This window comes from Pseudomonas sp. AP19, assembly GCF_001728855.1.
Classification (GTDB): domain Bacteria; phylum Pseudomonadota; class Gammaproteobacteria; order Pseudomonadales; family Pseudomonadaceae; genus Aquipseudomonas; species Aquipseudomonas fluorescens.
In genome coordinates this window covers 13,328-28,266 of the sequence record NZ_LXJP01000078.1, presented here as the reverse complement: position 1 = coordinate 28,266, position 14,939 = coordinate 13,328, and the positions used below count along the sequence as shown (strand labels likewise).

Below are 14,939 nucleotides of genomic sequence, written 5' to 3'. Positions count from 1 at the left end.
CCGCGAAGACGTCGGCCCAGCAAACATTGATGTTGACTGACCCACCGCTTTCGCGAGCAAGTCGAATCGTCGCACCGCCGCTCCCACAGGAGATCTGCGCTTAACTGACTGGCATTAGGGCTTGCCCGGCCTTTTTTTATTCAGGCATACCGCTGGCTGAGCGCCAACCGCCCCGGGCCCGCGATCAGAATGCTGGTGAAGATAATCAACAACAGCCAGCCGAACTGCCCCTCAAACACCGTCCATTGCGGATGCACCACCAGCAAGGCCACCCACAGCACGGCCAGGATCGGCAAGCACGCCAGGCGCACCCGCACACCGGCGATGATCAGCAGCGGGCACAGCACTTCGGCGACAATCGCCAGGCACAGCGTGACGTGGGCGCCGAGGTGAAACGGGTCTTCGATCAACGCCAGTTGGTCGCTGTAGTGCAGCAGCTTCGGCAACCCATGCACCCACATCAGAAACACCGCGCCGCTGACGCGCAGAAACAACAGCCCCAGCGCCTGGTACTTTGATTCGTTCATAACCGCCTGTCCCCGTAGAATCCCCCGGCGCCTGTGCGCCGGAGCCGGGGCGATTGTGTCGGCACCGGCGCCGGTAGACTTGCAGGCATGTGCTGACATGACAGCGTTCCGGTTGAATCAACGCTCGCGCACTGTGGTCCCACTCCATACGCTCCCGGTTAAAGGAATTGCACAATGACCCTGCCCAAAGAAATGACCCTGATCGAAATCACCGCCCCCGGCGGCCCTGACGTCCTGCAACCTCGCCGGGCCGACGTGCCCGTGGCAGGCCCCGGTGAAATCCTGATTCGCGTGCATGCCGCCGGGGTCAATCGCCCGGATGCCCTGCAACGCGCGGGCAAGTACCCGATGAAACCCGGTATGAGCCCGATTCCGGGCCTGGAAGTCGCCGGTGAAGTGGTCGCCCTCGGCGACGGCGTGACGCAATACAGCCTGGGCGACAAAGTCTGTGCGCTGACCAACGGCGGTGGCTATGCCCAGTTTTGCAGCGTACCGGCAAGCCAGGCCCTGCCGATCCCGGAGGGCATGGACTGGATTCAAGCCGCTGCCGTGCCGGAGACCTTTTTCACCGTCTGGGCCAACCTGTTCGGCCTCGGCGACGCGCACACCGGCCAGAGCGTGCTGATCCACGGTGGCACCAGCGGCATCGGCACCACCGCGCTGATGCTCTGCCGCGAGTACGGGATTCAGGCATTTGCCACCGCCGGCAGTGCCGACAAATGCGCGGCGATTGCCAAGCTGGGCGCCGAGCCGATCAATTACCGCGAAGAGGACTTCGCCGCGGTCATCGCGCAGAAGACCGGCGACAAAGGCGTGAATGTCATCCTCGACATCATGGGTGCCTCCTACCTCAACAACAACCTCAAGGCGCTGGCCATGGACGGGCATCTGGTGATGCTGGGTTTCCTCGGCGGCGGCAAGGCCAATGACGTCGACCTGCTGACCATCCTCGGCAAACGCGCAGTCATCACCGGCTCGCTGCTGCGCGCACGCACCAAGGACGAAAAAGCCGCGATTGCCGAACAACTGCGCGAATACGTGTGGCCGGTGCTGTCCGCCGGGCGATGCCTGCCGATCATCGACAAAGTGTACGCGTACACCGACGCCGCCCAGGCCCATGCACGGATGGAAGGCGGCGACCACATTGGCAAGATTGTGTTGCGGGTGGAGTGATTACTCGGCGTACACCGGGTAATCGGTGTAGCCCTGCTCCGAACCGCCGTACATGCCTTCGGCGCGCAGCGGGTTCAGCGGCCAGCCGTTGAACAGCCGCTGCGGCAGATCCGGGTTGGCAATGAATGGGCGTCCGAACGCAATCAGGTCTGCCAGCCCGGCGTCCACCAGGGCTGCGCCGCGCGCTGCGGTGTAACGCCCGGCGTAGATGATCCGCCCGCTGAACGTGCTGCGTACCGCGTGGCGGAAGGTTTCAGGCAAGTCAGGCGCGTTGTCCCAATCAGCCTCGGCGATGGACACGTAGGCAATGCCCGAGGCTTGCAGCACCTTGATCGCCTCAATGTAGGTGTGATGCGGGTCTTCTTCTACCAGGCCGATATACACACGGTCCTGGTCGGTGCCGCTGAACAATGGTGAAAAACGCACACCCAGACGCTCTGGCCCGACCACGGCCGTGACGGCTTCGACGATCTCGCGTAAAAACCGCAGGCGGTTGTGCAGCGAGCCGCCGTACTCATCGTCACGCTGGTTGGCGTGGGCCGAGATGAACTGGTTGACCAGGTAACCATTCGCCGCGTGGATTTCCACCCCGTCAAACCCGGCGTCCAACGCATTGCGTGCGGCCTGTGCGTAATGGGCGACCAACTCGTCAATCTCAAGCACGCTTAATGCCCGCGGCACAGGCGGCTGTTTCAGTTCGCCAACCCCAGGCCCGGTTTCAATAAAGGCCTTGGCTTGCTCGGCCGCAATAGCCGACGGCGCGACCGGTGCGGCGCCTTCCGGTTGCAGTGCGGGGTGAGACACGCGACCGACATGCCACAGCTGGGCGAAGATCACCCCGCCCTCGGCGTGCACCGCGTCCGTCACTTTGCGCCAGCCGTCGATCTGCGCCGGGCTGTAGATACCTGGCGTCCAGGCGTAACCCTGGCCGCGCGGTTCGATTTGCGTGCCTTCGCTGACCATAAAGCCGGCGCTGGCGCGCTGACGGTAATACTCGGCCATCACGTCGGTCGCGATATCACCAGGCTGGGCACTGCGCTGGCGGGTCAAGGGCGGCAGTACCACGCGGTTGTTCAAGGTGTGGTGACCCAGTTTTACGGGGGTATTTAAACTACTCGTCATGTAAGAACTTCCAAATTCAAGGCGCGCTAAAGCATTGACGGCTCGTGAGAGCCGCCAATGCATACAGCGATTTAATTAAGTTATGCGGTGAGTTTCAGCAGGGCCTTAGCCACATCACTGGAACTGGCAGGGTTCTGCCCGGTTACCAGCAAACCATCTTCAAGCACAAAGGATTGCCAATCAGCGCCCTTTGCATAGTGGCCGCCGAGTGTCTTGAACTCATCTTCGATCAGGAACGGCACCACATCGGTCAGGCCGACAGCGGCCTCTTCGGCGTTGGAGAAGCCGGTAACGCGACGGCCCTTGATCAACGGCTCGCCATTGACCGCCTTGACGTGACGCAGTGCGCCGGGCGCATGGCAGACAAAGCCGATGGGCTTGCCGGCACGCTCGAACGACTCGATCAGCGCGATGGACGTGCTCGACTCTGCCAAGTCCCACAGCGGACCGTGCCCGCCTGGGTAAAACACGGTGTCGAAGTCGTCGGCGTTGACCGTGTCGAGCTTGACGGTGTTGGCCAGGGCCTGCTGTGCAGCCGGGTCAGCGGCGAAACGTCGGGTCTGTTCGGTCTGCGCGTCAGGCTGGTCGCTGACCGGGTCCAGCGGCGGCTGGCCGCCTGCCGGAGAGGCCAGCACCAACTCGGCGCCGGCGTCTTTGAAGGTGTAATAGGGAGCCGCAAACTCTTCAAGCCAGAAGCCGGTTTTACGGCCGGTATCGCCAAGCTGGTCGTGAGAGGTCAGTACCATTAATACTTTCATTTTCCAGTGCCTCGATCGATGGGTTTCAGTAGGTGTAAGCATCGGTGTGTTCAGGGCAACCCAACAGGTGTCGGGTCAGCAGCAGCGCCTCATCAAACGGCGCAGATGTTCGGGTAATCTTGCTCATCACGCTGGTCCCCAGCCACAGCGCATATAGGCGTTGGGCCAGGCGTTGCGGGGGTTGCTGAACCGTCAGCGAGCCGTCTTCGACGCCTTGCAGCAAGGCCTCGGCCAGTAAAGCAATCGTACGTGCGGTGCCGCGCTGCAGGGCCAAACGCATCGGCTCTGAAAGGTCTGACACCTCGGCACCGAGTTTGACGGCAAGGCATTTGCCCGCATCGGTGCAGCCGGTCTGGTTGTCGACCCAGGTTTGCCAATACCGCATCAATTTGGCGCCGCCGGACAGTTCGGGTTGTTGGAACAGTTGCTCGATACCCTGCACATAGTGATCGAAGTAGGTATCCAGCAAGACAACGCCGAATGCATCTTTAGAGTTGAAGTAGTGATAAAACGAGCCTTTCGGTACGTCGGCGGCTTGAAGTATTTCGTTCAACCCCACCGCAGAAAACCCTTTGCGGCTGACAATTAATTGCGCCGTATCCAGGATCGTCTGCCTTGTACTTTTGGTTTCGCTGTTCATTGTTCTTCCCGTCCGATTAGACCAGTCGTCTAGTTCGTTGAGGGAATGTTAGGCGGCGAGAAAAACTTCAACAATGTCATATCCGCAAGGATTCCGGACATGACGCAAAGTTGATTGCCGTTTCACCGACACCCGTCGACAATCCCCGCTCGCGCCCCTTTGGAGAATGACGATGCACAGCGTTGCGCTGATGGTTTACCCGAACTTCCAGTCCCTGAGCCTCAGCCTGGGTTCGGTGTTCGAGTGCGCGAACCTGCTGAGGGGTGAGTCGGCCTACGAGTTCCACCTGGTTTCGGAGAGCGGCGGCGCGGTGATGACGTCCCAGGGCTTTTCGGTGAATACCACGCCTCTGCGGCCGCAGGGCTATGACACGCTGATCGTCAGCGGCTATCTGGAGTTTCGTCTGCCGGAGGCCAACCTGCTGGAACTGGTAAAGGCCGCCTCCGCTCAATCACGGCGGGCCGCCTCCTTGTGCATGGGCATCTTCGTGCTGGCCGAAGCCGGCCTGCTGCAAGGTAAACGCACCACCACGCACTGGATCCACGCGCCCGCGTTCCGCAAGCGCTACCCGGATATTCACTTGGAAGAAGACAAGTTGTTCGTGGTGGACGGCCAGGTATGGACCGGCGCCGGCATGAGCGCCGGCGTGGACCTGGCATTGGCGATGGTAGAAGCCGACCTGGGCAGCGACCTCGCCCGGCGTATTGCGCGCAAACTGGTGATTGCCCAACGTCGCGGCAGCGAGCAATCGCAATTGTCGGCCTTGCTGGAGCTCGATCCCAAGTCAGACCGCGTGCAACTGGCCCTGGCCTATGCCCGCGAGAACTTGACCCATGACCTGTCGGTGGAGGCCCTGGCCGATGTGGCCCGGCTCAGCCCGCGCCAGTTCAGCCGTGTGTTTCGCGAAGAAACCGGGCAAACCCCCGCCAAGGCCATCGAATCGCTGCGCGTGGAAGCCGCCCGGGCGATGATGGAAACCAGCCGTCACCCGGTCGAAGTGGTGGCCCGCGAAACCGGCTTCGGTGATCGCGAACGCATGCGCCAGGCGTTTCTGCGCGCGTTCGGGCAGCCGCCTCAGGCGATGCAGCAAGCGTTCAATGCAGCGCCGCACGCGTAATCAGGTAGCTCACCAACTGCGGGTCATCATCCAGCTCAAGCGTCTGCGCCGGGCGCGGCAGGTCGTCCAACACTGCGCGCCAGAACGCCTGGGACACTTCATCCTGATCGTAAAAACGCACCAGCCAATTGGTCTGCCCGCTGCTCAACACCTGGGTCGCGATGGCGCGGCCGATGCCTTTGCGACGATAGCGCTTGAGGATGAACAGGTCAGCCAGTTCCAGGGCATCGATGCCGGGCAGTTCGCTGCCTTCGATCAACAGGAAGCCGGCGATATACCCATCGACCAGCAGCAGGTTGGCGCTCCACTGCGGGTCTTGCCAATAGCGCGTCAGGTGCTCGTCATGGATGTAGAAGCGGCCGTCCGCCTCCACATCTTCCTGCTCCCAGTCCGAGGACTCGTAGGCGTAGTACTGGTAAAGATTGCGGATCAGCTCCGACGCGTCGGGGCCGGTCTGGATCAATTCGACGGTGGTTTCAGGCATGAGGCTCTCGGTCAAAAAAAGCAGGGCGCCATTGTTCACAAAACACGCGTGCAGGCCAATACATTGGCTAACCTTTCTGTTTGCTGAACCGATTGCGGATTTGTCGGGCCCCGCCGAAAATCCTGAAACATTTAGAATAAACTTTGCCCGCCTCCCTATTTTTCAAGGACATGTACTTTGACAAACGTCTGTTCCGCCGGCCTGGATGTGGGTTTTGCCTCCCTGGATTACCTGCAGATCTTCATTCTGGGCGTGATCCAGGGCATTACCGAGCTGTTGCCCGTGTCGTCCACGGCCCACATGCGCGTGGTGCCTGCCCTGCTCGGCTGGCAAGATCCGGGCTCGGCGTTTTCAGCGGCCATGCAGTTGGCGGCGCTGGCGGCGGTGGTCAGTTACTTCTGGCGCGATGTGCACCAGGTGACCACCGGCAGCATCAGCGCGGTGCGCCGGGGTGATTACAACGACCGGTGGTTCAAGCTGGCGGTGGCGATCATTTTGGCGACCATCCCGATCGGGATTGCCGGGCTGGCCTTGTCCTCGACCCTCAACACCTGCAACTCGCCGTTGCGCGGCCTGATGGTGATCGGCATTTCCTGTGTGGTCATGGCGGTGTTGCTGGCAGTCGCCGAAGTGCGGGCACGCCACACGCGGGACATGAGCGAAATGCGCCTGCGCGATGCACTGATTGTCGGCATTGCGCAGATTGGTGCGCTGATTCCCGGCGTCTCGCGTTCAGGCTCCACGCTGACCGCCGCCCTGTTCCTCAACTTCAAACGTGAAGAAGCCGCGCGCTTTTCCTTCCTGCTGGGCTTGCCGGCCATCGCCCTCGCCGGTTTGAAAGAACTGTGGGTGTTGCTGCACGCCGAGCTGCCCGCCCACGCCTGGTCGCACTTGCTCTTCGGCCTGGTGGTCGCCAGCGTCTCGGCGTTCTTCGCAATCTGGGGCCTGATGAAGTTCCTGGAGCGGTTCTCCACCTGGCCGTTCGTGATCTACCGCGCGCTGCTGGGGATTTTCCTGATCGTTGCGGTCAGCACCGGGCTGCTCAGTTAAGCAGCATTGAGCTAAGCCGCAGGCAGGCGGTCGGCCAGCGCGTCGAGCAGGTCGGCCGAAGGCACGAAAAACAGGCCGCCGGTCACCGCCGTGCTGAAGTCCAGCAAGCGGTCGTAATTGCCGACCGGGCGGCCGACGAACATGTTTTCCAGCATCTGCTCCAACGGCTGCGGCGAGCGTGCGTAGCCGATAAAGTAGGTGCCGAACTCACCGGCGCCCGGTCGGCCAAACGGCATGTTGTCACGCAGAATCTTCACTTCTTCGCCGTTTTCATCGGTGATTACGGTCAACGCGCTGTGGGCGTTGCTTGGCTTGGTTTCTTCGTCCAATTCAATGTCCGCCAGCTTGGTGCGCCCGATCACCCGCTCCTGCGCTTCCACGGTCAAGCCATTCCAGGCGGCCATGTCGTGCAGGTACTTTTGCACCAGCACGTAGCTGCCGCCTTCGAATTCAGGGTCTTCATCGCCGACGATGGTGAACCCGACCGCCTTGCGCCCCACCGGGTTCTCGGTGCCGTCGACAAAACCGATGATGCTGCGCATATCGAAGTAGCGGAAACCCTGGACCTCATCCACCACCTTGACACTGTCGCCCAGGGCCGCCATCAGTTGCGTGGCCAGTTCGAAACACAGGTCCATCTGCTCGGCACGGATATGCAGCAGGATGTCACCGAGTGTCGAAACGGCCTTGCGCCCTTCCACCCCAAACTCGCGAAACGAATGCAAGGCCGCCGGGCGCGGTGCGCCGAACAGCCGGTCCCACGCCTGCGAGCCGAACCCACAGACGCAGGTCAGGTTGCCCGCCGGTACGCGCTTGCCCACCGAGCGCACCAGGCCGGCGATGTCGCCACACCAGGCGCGCACGCGGTCTTCACTGCCGGGGGTAACGGTAGCAACCATAAAGATCGCGCTGCGGGTGATGGGATGGCAGACGGACTGCGGCTCTAAAGGGGCTTGAACAGGGCAGGTCTTCATAGTGAAAAGTCCACACGTTGAGGGCGGTTTTGACCCGCGCAGATTAGCCGACCCGCGGTGACTTCACGGCCACCCACCCGGTCATCGCAACAGACGGACCGAAGGCCGTCAAGGTGCGTGCATTCAGTCCAGGTCGCTTGCGGCATGCCGCTCCGGCAACTGCTCCGCAGGTTCCCCGGAAACCCGATTGACCCGGCGCCCGCGCTGCACCGCAGGTCGCGCTTCGATGGCGTCGGCCCAGCGCAGCACGTGCTTGTAATCCTGCACCGACAGGAATTCTGCCGCCCCATACAAGCGGCCTTTAACCAAGCCACCGTACCAGGGCCAAATCGCAATATCGGCGATGGTGTATTCATCCCCGGCGATGTACTCACTCACCGCCAGGCGTTGGTCCAACACATCCAACTGGCGCTTGGTTTCCATCGCAAACCGATTGATCGGGTATTCCATCTTGCTCGGCGCATACGCATAAAAATGCCCGAAGCCCCCGCCCAGATACGGCGCGCTGCCCATCTGCCAGAACAGCCACGACAGGCACTCAGCGCGAGCAGCCGGTTCGGTGGGGAAAAACGCCCCGAACTTCTCCGCCAGGTATTGCAGGATCGCACCGGACTCGAACACCCGAATCGGCGTGTCACCGCTATGGTCCATCAATGCCGGGATCTTGGAGTTCGGGTTGACCGCAACAAACCCGCTGCCGAACTGGTCGCCATCGCCGATCTTGATCAGCCAGGCATCGTATTCAGCGCCGGCGTGCCCCAGGGCCAGCAACTCCTCCAGCAGGATGGTGACTTTCTGCCCATTGGGCGTGGCCAGGGAATACAGTTGCAGCGGGTGCTTGCCGACTGGCAGTGCCTTGTCATGGGTCGCACCGGCAATGGGCCGGTTGATGCTGGCGAAGGTGCCGCCGCTTTCGGTGTCCCAGGTCCACACCTTCGCGGGTACGTAATCGGTCATGCTTGATTCTCCTCGGTTTCAGTACGGTTCGATGCCGCCAATCGGGCCACGCTTGATCCGCCACCCAGCGCGTGGGTCAGCCCCACATTAGCGTTTAATGGCGGGTTTTGCAGGGGCACTGACGTGAACGGCCGCTGCCCCTGGATCTTATCGCCGCCGACGACTTTGCCTGCCCCCCCGCTGGCCAAGGACGTTAAGCTATCGGCGGATAGCTTGTCACGCTGTGGCCAGCATCACCGCCCGCGGCCATGGCTGCGCAGGCGCAGCGCTTTAGCGAATGGCCGCTCCCCCACTGACAGGCAGACCCGACATGAGCGAACGACTCGAAGACATCCTGGCCGAGCAACTGACGGTCGTGTTCTGCGGGATCAACCCCGGCAAGGGTTCTGCCGCGCTCGGCCAGCACTTTGCCAACCGCAGCAACCGCTTCTGGCGCACCCTGCACCTGGCCGGTTTCACGCCCCATGAAATTTTTCCCAAAAACGGGCGTACCTTGCTGCACTACTACTGCGGCTTGACCACTGTCGTGGAGCGCCCGACGGCGAGTGCGAGCGAGTTGGCACGGCATGAATTCAAGGCCGCGGCGGCCGCGTTCGAACAGAAAATCCGCCACTACCGGCCACGCTGCGTGGCCTTTCTCGGCAAGGCCGGTTACAGCGCGTTGTCTGGCCAGCGCGCGATAGCCTGGGGCTTGCAAGCCCAATCATTGGGCGATGCGTCGGTGTGGGTGTTGCCCAACCCCAGTGGGCGCAACCTGGCGTTCAGCCTGGAGCAATTGGTGAGCGCCTATGGGCAGTTACGTCAGGCCATTGCGCACGCCGATCAACAGCCCTTACTCTCTTGAGCCAATGATCCGGATAGCAATGGAGGCTGCATGAAACTGATCGGTATGCTGGACTCGCCTTACGTTCGCCGCGTGGCAATTTCCCTGGAGTTGTACGGCGTAGACTTTGTGCATGAACCCTTGTCCGTGTTCAGCACCTTCAGCGAATTCGCGCGGATCAACCCGGTGGTCAAGGCGCCCAGCCTGGTGCTGGAGGATGGGACGGTGCTGATGGATTCCAGCCTGATCCTGGATTACTTCGAAGCCCTCGCGCCGCCCGACAGGAAGCTCCTGCCCGCACAGGCCGAGGCGCGCGCCCATGCGCTGCAAGTGCTCGGGTTGGCCCTGGCAGCGTGTGAGAAAACCGTGCAGATTGTCTATGAACACCACCTGCGCCCGGCGGAAAAACTGCACGCGCCGTGGATCGAGCGCGTCACCGGGCAGTTGCTGGCGGCCTATACGCTGCTGGAAAAACACCTGGCCCAGCCCAGCAGCGAACCGCTGAGCCAAGCCGCGCTGACTGCGGCAGTCGCCTGGTCGTTTACCCGGTTCAAACTGCCGACGGTGCTCGAAGCCGATGCGTTTCCCCACCTGCAACGCCATACCCGCGCGCTTGAGCAGCATCCGGCCTTTCGCAGATACCCGATCGAGTAACGCGACTACACCCAACCGCCATCCACAATAAAGTTCTGCGCCGAACACATCGCCGACACCTCAGAGGCAAGAAACAACGCCATATTGGCGATGTGTTCCGGCAGCACACTGCCTGGCAGGCACTGGCTGCGGCTGATCAGCTCCCGGGCCGCGTCGTCTACCCACATCGCCAATTGTTTTTCGGTCATGACCCAGCCGGGCACCAGGGTGTTGACCCGGATGCGCTCCGGTCCCAGCTCCCGGGCCAGCGCCCGCGTCATGCCGTGGGCGGCAGCCTTGCTGGCCGCGTATACCGGGTAGCCCGCAGACGCCATCATCCAACCGACCGAACCCAAATTGATGATTGCCCCGCCGCCCGCGCGTTTCATCATCGGCGCCACCGCCTTCGCGGCAAAAAAAGCGTGCTTGAGGTTGACGGCTATCAACCGGTCGAACATCGCCGAATCGACCTCTTCCAGGGTGTGGCGCACATCGTTGGCGGCGTTGTTGACCAGCACGGTGATGGGGCCGAGCGAATGTTCGAAACGCTCTATCGCCGCCTGGAAGGCGATGTCATCGGTGATGTCGCAGTGCAAAAACTGCACGGTGTGCCCTTGGGCACTCAAGAACGCCGCCAATCGCTCACCCTGGCTTTGTGCCCGGTCCACAAAGCCCACCCTCGCCCCCTGCGCGGCGAAGGCCCGCACCATAAACTCACCAATGCCCGAAGCACCTCCGGAAACCAGCACGGTCTTACCCTTGAGGTCGGGATACACAGCCTGCGCAATATTCATATAACGGATGCCTCACTCAATTAGTCTTATTTTATTTTGCAAAAAGGCAGTAAAAGGCTATAAATCTGCTGTTCCATCGACAAAATATCGCACATTAGTAGAACTATTCCACTGAAAACAACAAAAGGAAGTTCGACCATGAAGCACCCTCGTCACCTGCTTTCCGGCCTTGCCCTGTCCATGATGATTGCCAGCGGCGGTGTCCAGGCCGCAGGCCTCACCAGCGAGCAAAAGCCCTTCGGCAAAACCAATGACGGCACGGCCGTCGAGCAGTACATATTGCGCAACAGCCATGGCATGCAAGCCACGGTCATCACTTACGGCGGCGTATTGCAGTCGCTGAAAGTACCGGATAAAAACGGCAAGGCCGAGGACGTGGTGCTCGGTTTTGACGATGTACAGGGTTACCAGGCCGGCAGCGCATTTTTTGGCGCGACCATCGGGCGCTTTGGCAACCGCCTCGCGGGCGGCGCCTTCGAGCTCGATGGCAAACGCTATCAGGTACCCCTCAACGACGGCCCCAACGCGCTGCACGGCGGCGCACAGGGTTTCGACAAGCACGTGTGGCAAGCCAAGCCAGTCAAGGGCAAGGACTCGGTCGGCGTGACCCTCACGTACCTGTCCAAAGACGGCGAGATGGGCTTCCCCGGCAATCTGAAAACCGAGGTCACCTACAGCCTCAACGACAACAACGAACTGCACATCGATTACACGGCCACCACCGACAAACCCACGGTGCTCAACCTCACCAACCACAGTTACTTCAACCTCGCCGGCGCGGGTAACGGCGACATCCTCAAGCACGTCGCGACCTTGCATGCCAGCCACTACACGCCGGTAAATGCCACCTTGATCCCTACCGGCGAACTGGCACCGGTCAAAGGCACACCGATGGACTTCCTGGCACCCACGCCGATCGGCCAGCACATCAAGGATGACCACCCACAGCTCAAATTCGCCGAGCCAAAACAGGGCGGGTTTGACTTCAACTGGGCGCTGGACACTCAGGGCGATATCAAAAAACTCGCGGCTGAAGTACACGACCCCGCGTCAGGCCGGCATTTACAGCTCTACACCAGCGAGCCTGGCGTGCAGTTCTATACCAGCAACTTCCTCGACGGCACGGTCAAGGGCAAAGCCGGCAAGACTTACCAGCACTGGAGCGGTTTCACCCTGGAGACCCAGCACTTTCCGGATGCGCCTAACCAACCGAAGTTTGCGTCGACACGCCTGAACCCCGGCCAGACCTATAGCCAACACACCATTTTTAAGTTCAGCGCCAAATAAACGCTGGGAGCGGGCTTGCCCGCTCCTTCCTTTTTGGCTTTCACAGACCGGGTTATCCGCGCTGTTTCATGCGGTCGATGACCACCGCCAGCAGCAGGATCGAACCGCGAATCACATACTGGTAAAAGGTGTCGATGTTCTTCAGGTTCATCGCATTCTCGATAATCGCCAGGATCAACACCCCGGCAATCACGTGGCGAATCATGCCTACCCCGCCGCTCAACGAGACCCCGCCGAGCACGCAGGCGGAAATCACCGTCAGCTCAAACCCCTGGCCAATCATCGGCTGGCCGGAGGTCATGCGTGAAGCCAGAATCACCCCTGCCAGCGCGCCAATCACACCATGCATGGCAAAGATCAGGATCTTGGTGCGATCGACATTCACCCCGGCCAGCAACGCCGCTTCCGGGTTGCCGCCGATGGCCATGGTGTTGCGCCCATAGGTGGTGTAGTTGAGCAGCCAGCCGAAAAACAGGAAGCATACAATGGTGATCAGGATCGGCACCGGCACTCCCAGCAACTGGCCGTTGCCGAAGATGAAAAACTGCTCCTGCGACACCCCTACAGCCTTGCCGTTGGCAAAGATATAGGCCAGGCCGCGCACGATCTGCATGGTCGCCAGGGTGGTAATCAAGGCATTGACCCGCAGCTTGGCGATCACGATGCCGTTGATCAGCCCGACGATCAGCCCCATCAGTAACGCGGCGCCAATGCCCAGCATCACGCTGTCGGTATCGCGCATCACGATCGCCGCGACGACCCCGGCGCAGGCAATCACCGAGCCCACCGACAAGTCGAAATGCCCCGACGCCAGGCAAAACAGCATGGTGCAGGCGGCGATGCCGACCGTGGAAATTGCCAGGCCCAGCCCGCGCATGTTCAGCGGCGAGAGGAAGTTGTCGATCAGTAAGGCGCACAGTACAAAGATCCCGATCGCCGCCAGCAACATCGCCCAGTTATCGAGCAGCGCACGCACATCCAGGGGTTTGCGTGCCGTCGGCAACGCGTTGTGTTGGGTTGTCATGGTCATCTCTCAGTTCGCCGGGCCGCGTGGCAGGGCCAGCTGCAGCAAGTTGGATTCAGTGGCGTGTTCACGCTGTTGTTCGCCGCGCAAGGCGCCTTCGCACAGCACCAGGATGCGGTCGGAAATGCCCATGACCTCCATCAGGTCGCTGGACACCACAATCACCGCAATGCCCTGCGCTGCAAGGTGGTGGATGATCTGGTAGATCTCGGCCTTGGCGCCGATGTCGATGCCACGGGTCGGCTCGTCGAGCAGCAAGACCTTCATGGGCATCGACAACCAGCGGCCCAAAATGGCCTTCTGCTGATTGCCGCCGGACAGGTACATGATTTTTTGCGCCGCGTTCGGGGTTTTGACTTTCATCGCGCTGATCTGCTGGCCGGCATTGCCCTTTTCCCAGCCCTCGCGCAATAGCCAACCGAACGCGGAGTGGGCACCGCGTGCGCTGATATTGATGTTTTCCGCGACGCTTGCCAGCGGAATGATCCCCTCTTTCTTGCGGTCTTCCGGGCACAGCAACACACCGGCTGCGATCGCATCGCGGGGTGAGCGCAACTGCAGTGGTTGCCCGCAGAGCTGCAGGTGGCCGGCGCTCGCGCGTTCCAGCCCGCTGAGCAGCCGAAACAGCTCGGTACGCCCCGCGCCCACCAGCCCGAACAGGCCAAGAATCTCGCCCTTGCGCACCTCAAAGCTCACCGGCTCACGCAAGCCCGGGCCCAGCAGGCCGTCAACCTTGAGCGCGACCTCGCCGTGTGCGCGCGCACGGTAGTCGTAAATATCCTCAATATCGCGACCGACCATGCAGGTCACCAACTGGTCATGGGTCAACGCGTTCATGTCGTCAAAGGTGCGCACGTAGCGGCCGTCCTTGAACACCGTGACGGCGTTGCAGATGCGGAACACTTCCTCCATGCGGTGCGACACGTAGAGCACCACTTTGCCCTCGTCACGCAGGCGCGTGATGATCGCCATCAGCCGATCGATCTCGCGGGCCGACAAGCTGCTGGTCGGCTCATCGAAGGCAATCACCCGGGCGCCACGGGACAGCGCCTTGGCGATTTCCACCAGTTGGCGTTGGCCGAGGGACAGGCGACCGAGTTTTTCCTCGGGGTCGATTTCATCCGCCAGGCCTTTGAGGCACGCCAATGCCTGCTGGCGCAGAAGGCCGCGATTGACCACCCCGAAGCGCGCCGGCAGATGCCCCAGAAACAGGTTCTCGGCGACCGTCATCTCCGGCACCAGGTGCAATTCCTGGTGAATCACCGCGACGCCGCTGGCGATGCTGTCGGCGGCGGATTTGAACGCCAGCACCTGCTCGCCGATCTGCAACGTACCGCTGCTGGGCTGATAAGCTCCGCCGAGAATCTTCAACAGGGTCGACTTGCCTGCGCCGTTTTCGCCCATCAAGGCGTGCACCTGCCCAGGGTAGGCGGTGAAACTGATGCCATCCAGCGCCTTGACCCCGGGAAAGGTTTTGCCGATACCGTTAAAGCACAACCGGGCAGCGGCGTTGTGTGTCTGTACTTGCGCGTGCATAACCACCTCGTCACACGGATCAGGCGGCCCCGTTGCCGGG

At 61.5% G+C, this 14,939-nt stretch carries 16 protein-coding genes; 6 read left to right on the top strand and 10 right to left on the bottom strand.

Going from position 1 to position 14,939, the window contains the following annotated elements; genetic code table 11:
- Window positions 1–140 precede the first annotated feature (140 nt).
- On the bottom strand, window positions 141–527 hold the full coding sequence (locus A7D21_RS31300) for a DoxX family protein (RefSeq protein ID WP_053256655.1): 387 nt from the start codon (window positions 525–527) through the stop codon (window positions 141–143).
- A 174-nt stretch (window positions 528–701) separates the two neighbouring features.
- Here A7D21_RS31300 and A7D21_RS31295 point away from each other — a divergent pair, with 174 nt between their 5' ends.
- Complete coding sequence (locus tag A7D21_RS31295) at window positions 702–1,700, top strand: NAD(P)H-quinone oxidoreductase (RefSeq protein ID WP_053256656.1); 999 nt, start codon at window positions 702–704, stop codon at window positions 1,698–1,700.
- Here A7D21_RS31295 and A7D21_RS31290 read toward each other — a convergent pair whose 3' ends face one another.
- The 3 genes from A7D21_RS31290 to A7D21_RS31280 form a co-directional block, all read right to left on the bottom strand.
- Window positions 1,701–2,822: an alkene reductase gene (locus tag A7D21_RS31290; RefSeq protein WP_053256657.1), complete on the bottom strand. Its 1,122-nt coding sequence runs from the start codon at window positions 2,820–2,822 to the stop codon at window positions 1,701–1,703.
- 80 nt (window positions 2,823–2,902) lie between these two features.
- On the bottom strand, window positions 2,903–3,580 hold the full coding sequence (locus tag A7D21_RS31285; protein WP_053256658.1) for a type 1 glutamine amidotransferase domain-containing protein: 678 nt from the start codon (window positions 3,578–3,580) through the stop codon (window positions 2,903–2,905).
- A gap of 25 nt (window positions 3,581–3,605) precedes the next feature.
- A complete protein-coding gene (locus A7D21_RS31280) occupies window positions 3,606–4,220 on the bottom strand; it encodes a TetR/AcrR family transcriptional regulator (RefSeq protein ID WP_069553569.1) in 615 nt (204 codons plus the stop codon).
- A 172-nt stretch (window positions 4,221–4,392) separates the two neighbouring features.
- Between A7D21_RS31280 and A7D21_RS31275 the strand changes: the two genes are divergently transcribed.
- Window positions 4,393–5,337, top strand: a complete 945-nt coding sequence (locus A7D21_RS31275) for a GlxA family transcriptional regulator (RefSeq protein ID WP_069553568.1) — start codon at window positions 4,393–4,395, stop codon at window positions 5,335–5,337.
- On the opposite strand, the gene A7D21_RS31270 is transcribed toward A7D21_RS31275, so the two are convergent.
- The gene (locus tag A7D21_RS31270) at window positions 5,315–5,821 is read right to left on the bottom strand and encodes a GNAT family N-acetyltransferase (protein ID WP_053256789.1); all 507 of its coding nucleotides are present in this window, start codon (window positions 5,819–5,821) and stop codon (window positions 5,315–5,317) included. The two genes, A7D21_RS31275 and A7D21_RS31270, sit on opposite strands and share 23 nt — an antisense overlap.
- A 177-nt stretch (window positions 5,822–5,998) precedes the next feature.
- Here A7D21_RS31270 and A7D21_RS31265 point away from each other — a divergent pair, with 177 nt between their 5' ends.
- A complete protein-coding gene (locus tag A7D21_RS31265; RefSeq protein ID WP_053256661.1) occupies window positions 5,999–6,871 on the top strand; it encodes an undecaprenyl-diphosphate phosphatase in 873 nt (290 codons plus the stop codon).
- A gap of 11 nt (window positions 6,872–6,882) precedes the next feature.
- Here A7D21_RS31265 and A7D21_RS31260 read toward each other — a convergent pair whose 3' ends face one another.
- A complete protein-coding gene (locus A7D21_RS31260; RefSeq protein WP_069553567.1) occupies window positions 6,883–7,845 on the bottom strand; it encodes a Dyp-type peroxidase in 963 nt (320 codons plus the stop codon).
- A 123-nt stretch (window positions 7,846–7,968) separates the two neighbouring features.
- Window positions 7,969–8,802: a glutathione-dependent disulfide-bond oxidoreductase gene (gene yghU / locus A7D21_RS31255; protein ID WP_069553566.1), complete on the bottom strand. Its 834-nt coding sequence runs from the start codon at window positions 8,800–8,802 to the stop codon at window positions 7,969–7,971.
- A gap of 310 nt (window positions 8,803–9,112) precedes the next feature.
- Between yghU and mug the strand changes: the two genes are divergently transcribed.
- Together mug and A7D21_RS31245 are read left to right on the top strand one after the other, a co-directional pair.
- Entirely contained in the window at window positions 9,113–9,646 is a 534-nt protein-coding gene (mug, locus tag A7D21_RS31250) for a G/U mismatch-specific DNA glycosylase (RefSeq protein ID WP_069553565.1), read from the top strand.
- Between the two features lie 30 nt (window positions 9,647–9,676).
- Window positions 9,677–10,279 (top strand): glutathione S-transferase family protein, encoded by a 603-nt coding sequence (locus A7D21_RS31245; protein ID WP_053256665.1) that lies wholly within the window; start codon window positions 9,677–9,679, stop codon window positions 10,277–10,279.
- A gap of 5 nt (window positions 10,280–10,284) precedes the next feature.
- Here A7D21_RS31245 and A7D21_RS31240 read toward each other — a convergent pair whose 3' ends face one another.
- On the bottom strand, window positions 10,285–11,052 hold the full coding sequence (locus A7D21_RS31240; RefSeq protein WP_053256666.1) for an SDR family NAD(P)-dependent oxidoreductase: 768 nt from the start codon (window positions 11,050–11,052) through the stop codon (window positions 10,285–10,287).
- A gap of 138 nt (window positions 11,053–11,190) precedes the next feature.
- Here A7D21_RS31240 and A7D21_RS31235 point away from each other — a divergent pair, with 138 nt between their 5' ends.
- Window positions 11,191–12,339: an aldose epimerase family protein gene (locus tag A7D21_RS31235; protein ID WP_053256667.1), complete on the top strand. Its 1,149-nt coding sequence runs from the start codon at window positions 11,191–11,193 to the stop codon at window positions 12,337–12,339.
- Between the two features lie 52 nt (window positions 12,340–12,391).
- Here A7D21_RS31235 and araH read toward each other — a convergent pair whose 3' ends face one another.
- Both araH and araG read right to left on the bottom strand, forming a co-directional pair.
- Window positions 12,392–13,363: an L-arabinose ABC transporter permease AraH gene (araH, locus tag A7D21_RS31230; protein ID WP_064452813.1), complete on the bottom strand. Its 972-nt coding sequence runs from the start codon at window positions 13,361–13,363 to the stop codon at window positions 12,392–12,394.
- A 9-nt stretch (window positions 13,364–13,372) separates the two neighbouring features.
- On the bottom strand, window positions 13,373–14,899 hold the full coding sequence (gene araG / locus A7D21_RS31225) for an L-arabinose ABC transporter ATP-binding protein AraG (RefSeq protein WP_053256669.1): 1,527 nt from the start codon (window positions 14,897–14,899) through the stop codon (window positions 13,373–13,375).
- Window positions 14,900–14,939 lie beyond the last annotated feature (40 nt).